General features: G+C 63.3%; 6 protein-coding genes and 1 pseudogene. 6 read left to right on the plus strand and 1 reads right to left on the minus strand.

Features of this window, described 5'->3' with window-relative positions; genetic code table 11:
- From HP546_RS31150 to HP546_RS23160, 6 genes and pseudogenes are all read left to right on the plus strand, one after another.
- Window positions 1-232, plus strand: a pseudogene (locus tag HP546_RS31150) (hypothetical protein); the annotation flags it as partial.
- Window positions 233-234: 2 nt separating this feature from the next.
- Window positions 235-819 (plus strand): imm11 family protein, encoded by a 585-nt coding sequence (locus HP546_RS23140; protein WP_372242456.1) that lies wholly within the window; start codon window positions 235-237, stop codon window positions 817-819.
- A gap of 338 nt (window positions 820-1157) precedes the next feature.
- Complete coding sequence (locus HP546_RS23145; protein ID WP_172229978.1) at window positions 1158-2333, plus strand: M20 aminoacylase family protein; 1176 nt, start codon at window positions 1158-1160, stop codon at window positions 2331-2333.
- 81 nt (window positions 2334-2414) lie between these two features.
- The gene (locus HP546_RS23150; protein WP_172229981.1) at window positions 2415-3725 is read left to right on the plus strand and encodes a citrate-proton symporter; all 1311 of its coding nucleotides are present in this window, start codon (window positions 2415-2417) and stop codon (window positions 3723-3725) included.
- Window positions 3722-5176 (plus strand): amidase, encoded by a 1455-nt coding sequence (locus HP546_RS23155; protein ID WP_172229984.1) that lies wholly within the window; start codon window positions 3722-3724, stop codon window positions 5174-5176. Before HP546_RS23150 ends, HP546_RS23155 begins: the two co-directional genes overlap by 4 nt.
- 67 nt (window positions 5177-5243) lie before the next feature.
- Window positions 5244-6017 (plus strand): IclR family transcriptional regulator, encoded by a 774-nt coding sequence (locus HP546_RS23160; protein WP_172229987.1) that lies wholly within the window; start codon window positions 5244-5246, stop codon window positions 6015-6017.
- A 50-nt stretch (window positions 6018-6067) separates the two neighbouring features.
- Here the strand turns inward: HP546_RS23160 and HP546_RS23165 are convergent, their stop codons facing one another.
- Window positions 6068-6940 carry a helix-turn-helix domain-containing protein gene (locus HP546_RS23165; protein ID WP_172229990.1) on the minus strand — a complete coding sequence of 291 codons (873 nt, stop codon included), beginning with the start codon at window positions 6938-6940 and terminating at the stop codon, window positions 6068-6070.
- Window positions 6941-7168 lie beyond the last annotated feature (228 nt).

The raw sequence follows: 7168 nt of genomic DNA on the forward strand, positions 1-7168 counted from the left end.
GCTAGAGAATTTTTATGTCCCCAAAGTTTTAGCGTGTATTGTGCCCAGTGATCGGACAATCAAGGATGTTTTGTCTTCGCCTGAAAGTTACGCGTACCCTGCAGTATTTATACATTGCGCTGCTGTCCTAGGTAAAGGTGCGGAGTTTACTGACTTGGATGAAGCAAAAAAATCGAAACAAATCGTTAAAAGTAAGGAGTATGATATCCCATTGCTGTCGGATTTGACTTGAAGATGAAGGGTGTCAACTCGGTTACTGAAAAAGATTTGGGCTATAGAGCGCAGTGTGAGAATGAGTCTTGGCTCGGACACGTTACGATTGTAAAACACGGACCTTGGACCAAAAGGTATCCGACCAACCTGTTAACAGGTAGAGCGGTGAAATATTATTCAATGTGCCGTGAGGTTACGGGTGGCGGATATGCTGATGGCGATGTTCGGTTTGCTCCACCCCTGGATGATCACTATAAGGTCAGTAGCAAGCTGGCGTTGGACGGATTGTCGGTCGAGGTGATTTTGGATAGGAAGGTGCGAAATCTGAAGTCGGACTTCTTTTTAACAACCTGTGGCGCATTTTTTGTGTCAAAAGCATCAAGGTCAGTGCTTGAGGGGGTAAATGCGGATATAAATTTTGCCCCGGCACATGTCAGGCACTTCAATGAAAAGTCTGTGGCTAGAGAGTACTTTTTTATTAATCCGGATGAGATGCCGCGGTGCTTCGACTATGAGCTTTCTGAGTGCGCTGGAAAATCCATGGTCTTGAGTAGGATTGCAAATTTCCAGCCTGAACTTTATTTGCCAACGCCTCTGAGGCTATAGCATCAATCCATATGACCCCACTTAGGGAAAAGAAGTCCAGAGACTCTGCTGCCCTTTCATTAATACACATCTTCCTTATGCCTCGCACCTTATAATTATCTTCTAATTGGCCCGATCAGCAAAATTACCCCCTTTCAAGCTGGCGCTCCGACTTTCATCGGCACTACCAACCGCCTTGCCCGCCAGTCGCCCTCTTTCGGTTCCACCGTGTGAAACCAGTTTCGGTTGTACTCCAACACGCCTCGCGCTTATCTGTCTCCCAGCACGACCTGCCTCACCCGTCGTGACCTCAAGCGAACAACAAGAACGGGAAACCACCCGCGCAAGGAGACTCCAACATGTCCCGACATCAGCACATCCTGGCCTGGCTGAACGACGTGGCCAGCGACCTTCACGCTATCCGCCACGATATCCACGCTCACCCGGAACTGGGCTTTGAAGAAAGCCGCACCTCGGCGCTGGTCGCCCAATTGCTCGAGGCGTGGGGCTACGAGGTGCACACCGGCATCGGCAAGACCGGCGTGGTCGGCGTGCTGCGCAATGGCAGCAGCCCACGCCGCCTGGGCCTGCGCGCCGACATGGACGCGCTGCCTATTCACGAAGCCACCGGCGCGGCCTACAGCAGCCAGCACCAGGGGTGCATGCACGCCTGCGGCCACGATGGGCACACCACCATGCTGCTGGGGGCGGCGCGCTACCTGGCGGCGACCCGGCAGTTCGATGGCACCCTGACGCTGATCTTCCAGCCGGCAGAAGAGGGGCAGGGCGGTGCCGAGGCGATGCTCGCCGATGGCCTGTTGCAGCGCTTCCCCTGCGATGCGCTGTTCGGCATGCACAACATGCCAGGCTTGCCAGCCGGGCACCTGGGCTTTCGCGAGGGGCCGATGATGGCTTCGCAGGACTTGCTAACGGTCACCCTCGAAGGGGTCGGCGGGCACGGCTCGATGCCGCACCTGACCGTGGACCCGCTGGTGGCCGCCGCCAGTGTGGTGATGGCGCTGCAAACGGTGGTGGCGCGCAATATCGATGCGCAGGAAGCGGCGGTGGTCACCGTCGGCGCCTTGCAGGCTGGCGAAGCGGCCAACGTGATCCCGCAACAGGCGGTGCTGCGCCTGAGCCTGCGTGCGCTCGATGCCCAGGTACGGGCGCTGACCCTGGAGCGGGTGCGGGCGATCATCGTCAACCAGGCCGAAAGCTTTGGCTGCCGCGCCACCCTTGAACACCGCCCGGCCTACCCGGTGCTGGTCAACCATGCCGCAGAAAACGCCTTCGCCACCCAGGTAGGGGTGGAGTTGCTGGGCGCCGACGCAGTGGACGGCAACACCCGCAAGCTGATGGGCAGCGAGGACTTTGCCTGGATGCTGCAACGCTGCCCCGGCGCCTACCTGTTCATTGGCAACGGCGTGGCGCGGCCGATGGTGCACAACCCCGCCTACGACTTCAACGACGACATTCTGCTGACCGGCGCCGCCTACTGGGGCGCGCTGGCAGAGCGCTGGCTCGCGCCCGCCTGACCTGCCTTTTTCACGACTGCCGCTGGAACCCGGGCGCGACCGCGTCTGGGCGATCACCCAATCATCCTGTGGAGTGTTCCTATGCAGACTTCGAGCACCGGCGTGTCGCGTACCCGGCAAGTGGTAGCAGCCGTTATCGGCAACGCCCTGGAGTGGTATGACTTTATCGTGTATGGCTTTCTGGCCAGCATCATCGCCCGGCAGTTTTTCCCGTCCGACGACGAGTACGCCTCGCTGCTGATGGCCCTGGCCACCTTCGGCGTCGGTTTCTTCATGCGCCCGGTCGGCGGCGTGCTGCTGGGCATGTATTCTGACCGCAAGGGCCGCAAGGCGGCGATGCAGCTGATCATCCGGCTGATGACGGTGTCGATCGCCATGATTGCCTTTGCCCCCGACTACCTGGCCATCGGCATGGCCGCGCCGCTGCTGATCGTGGTGGCGCGCATGCTGCAGGGCTTTGCCACCGGTGGCGAGTACGCCAGCGCCACGGCCTTCCTGGTGGAAAGCGCGCCGGCCCACCGCAAGGGCTTGTATGGCTCGTGGCAGCTGGTGGGGCAATGCCTGGCGGTGTTTGCCGGGGCGTCGATGGTGGCGCTGGTCACGCACCTGTGCTCACCTGCTGCGCTGGACAGCTGGGGCTGGCGGATCCCGTTTGTGCTGGGCCTGCTGATCGGCCCGGTGGGGCTGTGGATTCGCAAGCACATGGAGGAACCCGAGGAATTCATCCAGGCGCGCCGCCAGGCCAAGGGCCAGTCGCCCGGCTTGTTGCAGGTGCTGCGTGAGCACCGGCGCAGCCTGCTGGTGTCGATGGGCCTGGCTTGTGGTGCGACTGTTTCGTTCTATGTGGTGCTGGTGAACATGCCGACCTTTGCCCACCAGAGCCTGGGGTTGCCGCTGGACCAGGTGCTGCTGGTGCAGATGCTGGCAGTAGCGCTGATGACCGTAGTCATTCCCCTGGCCGGGGCGTTGTCGGACCGGCTGGGGCGGCGGCCGGTGCTGATGGCCTTTACCCTGGCGTTCTTCGTCATGGTCTACCCGCTGTACGTCTGGGTGGCCGCTGCGCCATCCATCGAACGCCTGCTGGTGATGCAACTGATGCTGTGTACCGCCATCGGCGGTTTCTTCGGCCCGGCACCCACCGCCCTGGCCGAGCAGTTCCCGGTCGAGGTGCGCTCCACCGGCGTGTCGGTCGCCTATAACGTTGCGGTGATGGTGTTTGGTGGCTTTGCGCCGTTGATCGTCACGTGGCTGACCAAGGTGCTTGGCACCCCGGTGGCGCCTTCGTTCTACGTGCTGTTCGCCTGCCTGCTGACGCTGCTGGGCACCTACTGCCTGAAAGAAGCACCACGGGCGAGCAAGCCTGCCGCCCTCAACTTTGGAGTAAAACCGTGAAGCCGCTAGCCATCGACCCCATTGTTGTCCTCGATGCCGAGGCGTTGTCGCAGGCCATCCATGCCCGTCAGGTGTCGTGCCGCGAGGTGATGCAGGCCTACCTGGGGCACATCGAACGTTTCAACCCGCAGGTCAACGCCCTGGTGTCGCTGCGCCCGGCCGAAGGGCTGCTGGTGGAAGCCGATGAGCGGGACCGCGAACTGGCCCGTGGCCACTCGCGCGGCTGGATGCATGGCATGCCGCAGGCAATCAAGGACCTGGCCGCCACCGCCGGGCTGCGCACCACCCTGGGTTCGCCGCTGTTTGCCGAGCACGTGCCCGAGCAGGATGCAATTAGTGTGGCGCGGGTGCGGGCCAGCGGGGCAGTGATCGTTGGCAAGAGCAATGTGCCTGAGTTCGGCCTTGGCTCGCAGACCTATAACAGCCTGTTCGGCACCACCACCAATGCCTATGACCACGCCCGGGTGGCCGGTGGCAGCAGCGGTGGGGCAGCCGCGGCGCTGGCCATGCGCTTGCTGCCGGTGGCCGACGGCAGCGACATGATGGGCTCGCTGCGCAACCCGGCGGCGTTCAACAACGTGTTCGGCCTGCGCCCTTCGCAGGGCCTCGTGCCCCATGGCCCGGCGCCCGAGCTGTTCGTTCAGCAACTGGCCACCGAGGGGCCGATGGGCCGCAGCGTGGTTGATGTGGCGCGATTGCTGTCGATTCAGGCCGGCAGTGATGCGCGGGTGCCGCTGTCGCTGAGTGACGGCCGGCGCGATTTTGCTGCGCAGTTGCAGCGCGATTTCCGTGGCGTGCGGATCGGTTGGCTGGGCGACTACAACGGCTACCTTCCGATGGACGACGGGGTGATGGCCCTGTGCGAGGCGGCCCTCGCCGACTTCGCTGAACTGGGCTGCCGGGTCGAGGCCTGCCAGCCGGTCTTCGACCTGACCCGTTTGTGGCAATGCTGGCTGACCCACCGCCACTTCCTGGTGCACGGCAACCTTGCGGCGGCCTATGCCGACCCGGCCAGCCGTGCCTTGCTCAAGCCCGAGGCGCAGTGGGAAGTGGAGGGCGGCCTGCAGCTGACGGCGGCGGCGGTTTACCAGGCCTCGCTGCACCGCAGCGACTGGTACCGCGCGCTGGCCAGCCTGTTCGAGCGTTACGATTTCCTGCTGTTGCCATCGGCGCAAGTGTTCCCTTTCGATGCACGGCAGCCGTGGCCGACGGTGGTCGGGGGGCGGCCGATGGACACTTACCACCGCTGGATGGAGGTGGTGATCGGGCCGACCCTGGCCGGCTTGCCGAGCATCAGCGTACCGGTCGGTTTCAACCCTGCCGGGTTGCCCATGGGCCTGCAGATCATAGGCCCGGCCCAGGCCGACCATGCAGTGCTGCAGCTGGCATACGCCCACGAGCAGCTCACCCGTTGGGTACAGCGCTGCCCGCCCCGGTGCCTGCAAGCCTGAGCAAAGCGCTGGGCAGGCGCGGATCTTGCTGGCTATGCTGACCATCCAGTACAGGGAGGTCATTCACATGGGTATTAGCGCAGACAGTGGCGGCGTGCGTTCGGTGGAGCGGGCGCTGGCCATCGTCGACCTGCTGGGGGAACACCAGGCCCTGGGCCTGGAAGAACTGCACTACCTGACCACGCTGCCCAAGGCCACGGTGTCGCGCATGCTCGCCACCTTGCAGGAGCAGGGTTGGGTGTACCGCGGCCTGAGTGACCGGCGTTACCGCCTGAGTGCGCGACGGCTGTTCGGTGACCGCCAGCTGCGCTTCAAGCGGCGCCTGGTGGAAAGCGCTGCGCCCATGCTGCTGGAGCTCAGCGAACGCACCGGGCTGGTGGCCGACCTTTCATGTTTCGACGGCGAGCGGCTGGAAGTCATGGAAAGTGCCATTCCACAGGTATTGCGCAAGCGCTATCCCCACACCTGCCAGATCGTCGGCCACCATGCCAGCCTGTTCCATTCAGCGATGGGGCGGGCGTGCCTGGGGGAGCTGGCGGTCGATGAGGTGCAGCGCCTGGCGGCCCATGAGCGGCTGCGCGACGACACGGTGCTGCGCGATCTGCAGGAGGATGCGCACAAGGGCTTTGGCCAGCGCACCGAAGGCCACTGGGAGTACCCGGTGCGCTTGCCGTTCCTGATCCGCGCCATTGCCCTGCCGGTGCACGCCGAAGGGCGGCTGGCCGGGAGCATCGCCTTGCACTGGCCGCTCGACCAGGCACCGGTGGAACGGGTGTTGAACCTGCACCTGAACAGCCTGGCAAGCACGGTGGGTGAGGTGCAGCGGGCCTTGGTGGTCTAGCGGCCCTTTCGCGGGTGAACCCGCTCCCACAGGGCCGGTACCGGGCAGGACTATTGACCTTCGCGAAACCCGCTAGGGCTGACTCCCGCCTGCTTGCGGAAAAACCGGCTGAAATACCCCACATCGGCAAACCCCAGTTCGTGGGCGATCTCCTTCACGCTCAGGCTCGAATGCCCGAGCATGCGCTTGGCCTCCAGCACCAGGCGGGCATTGATCACATTCATCGGCGTCATGCCCAGATGCTCCTGGCACAGCCGCCCCAGGGTCGCCAGGGTCATGCCCAGTGCCGCCGCATAGTCCCCCAGTGGCCAATGGGCGCGGTAGTGCATGTCGACCAGCTCGCGAAAGCTGGTCAGCTGCTGGCTGCGCCTTGACGCCGGGCGGTGCTCGCCCTGGGGCACTTGGGGTTCATGGCGCAGCACCTGGATCAACAGCGTCAACAACAATGCCATGCTGCTGGCCACATGCTCGCGGGCGCGGTTGTGGTATTCCTCGCGCAGGGCACGGCACAGTGGCAGCAACGGGTCTTCGTCGTCGGCCCACAGCGGCAGGGGCACCACCTGCGGTTTGCGCACTTGCGCCAGCAGGTGCGGGGCCAGCACCTGAGTGATGCTTTCCAGCGGGTGCTGCGCGGCAGTGATCACCTGGCCCTCGACCTGGCCGGCCCAATGAAAGCCATGCACCACCTGCGCCGGTATGTACACCACGCAGGGCGCCTGCACCTGCAGCCGCTGGCTGTCGAACAGCACCTCCCCGCCACCGCTCTGCAGGTACAGCAACTGCAGCAAGCCTTCGTGACGGTGCGCAGCGATTTCCCAGTTGTGCGCGCCGGAGCGCTGGGAGATCCGCTCCACATGCAGGGCTTCGTGCCACACCGGCTGTGCGGTTTCACCGTACAGGGCGTAGTTGGGGATCTTGTTCATGACGTTGTAATTGTTCTGATCGGTACCTGGCTACTGTGCCACAGCTGCACGCAGGCATCAGCGGGCAAGGGAAAATTGACCGGAATGTGGGGCGGGTTGCAGGTTTTGTCCATTCTGCCGGTGTGCCTGCCGGCCCTAGGCTGTGGCCCAGATCAAGCGACATTCTGGAGAGCAGCATGCACAACAACAATATTCCTTCTCGCTGGTTGGGCCTGGACTCAGCCGTTT

Origin of the sequence: Pseudomonas sp. CM25, from assembly GCF_013179705.1 — a bacterium.
In the GTDB taxonomy this organism is placed as follows: Bacteria; Pseudomonadota; Gammaproteobacteria; order Pseudomonadales; family Pseudomonadaceae; genus Aquipseudomonas.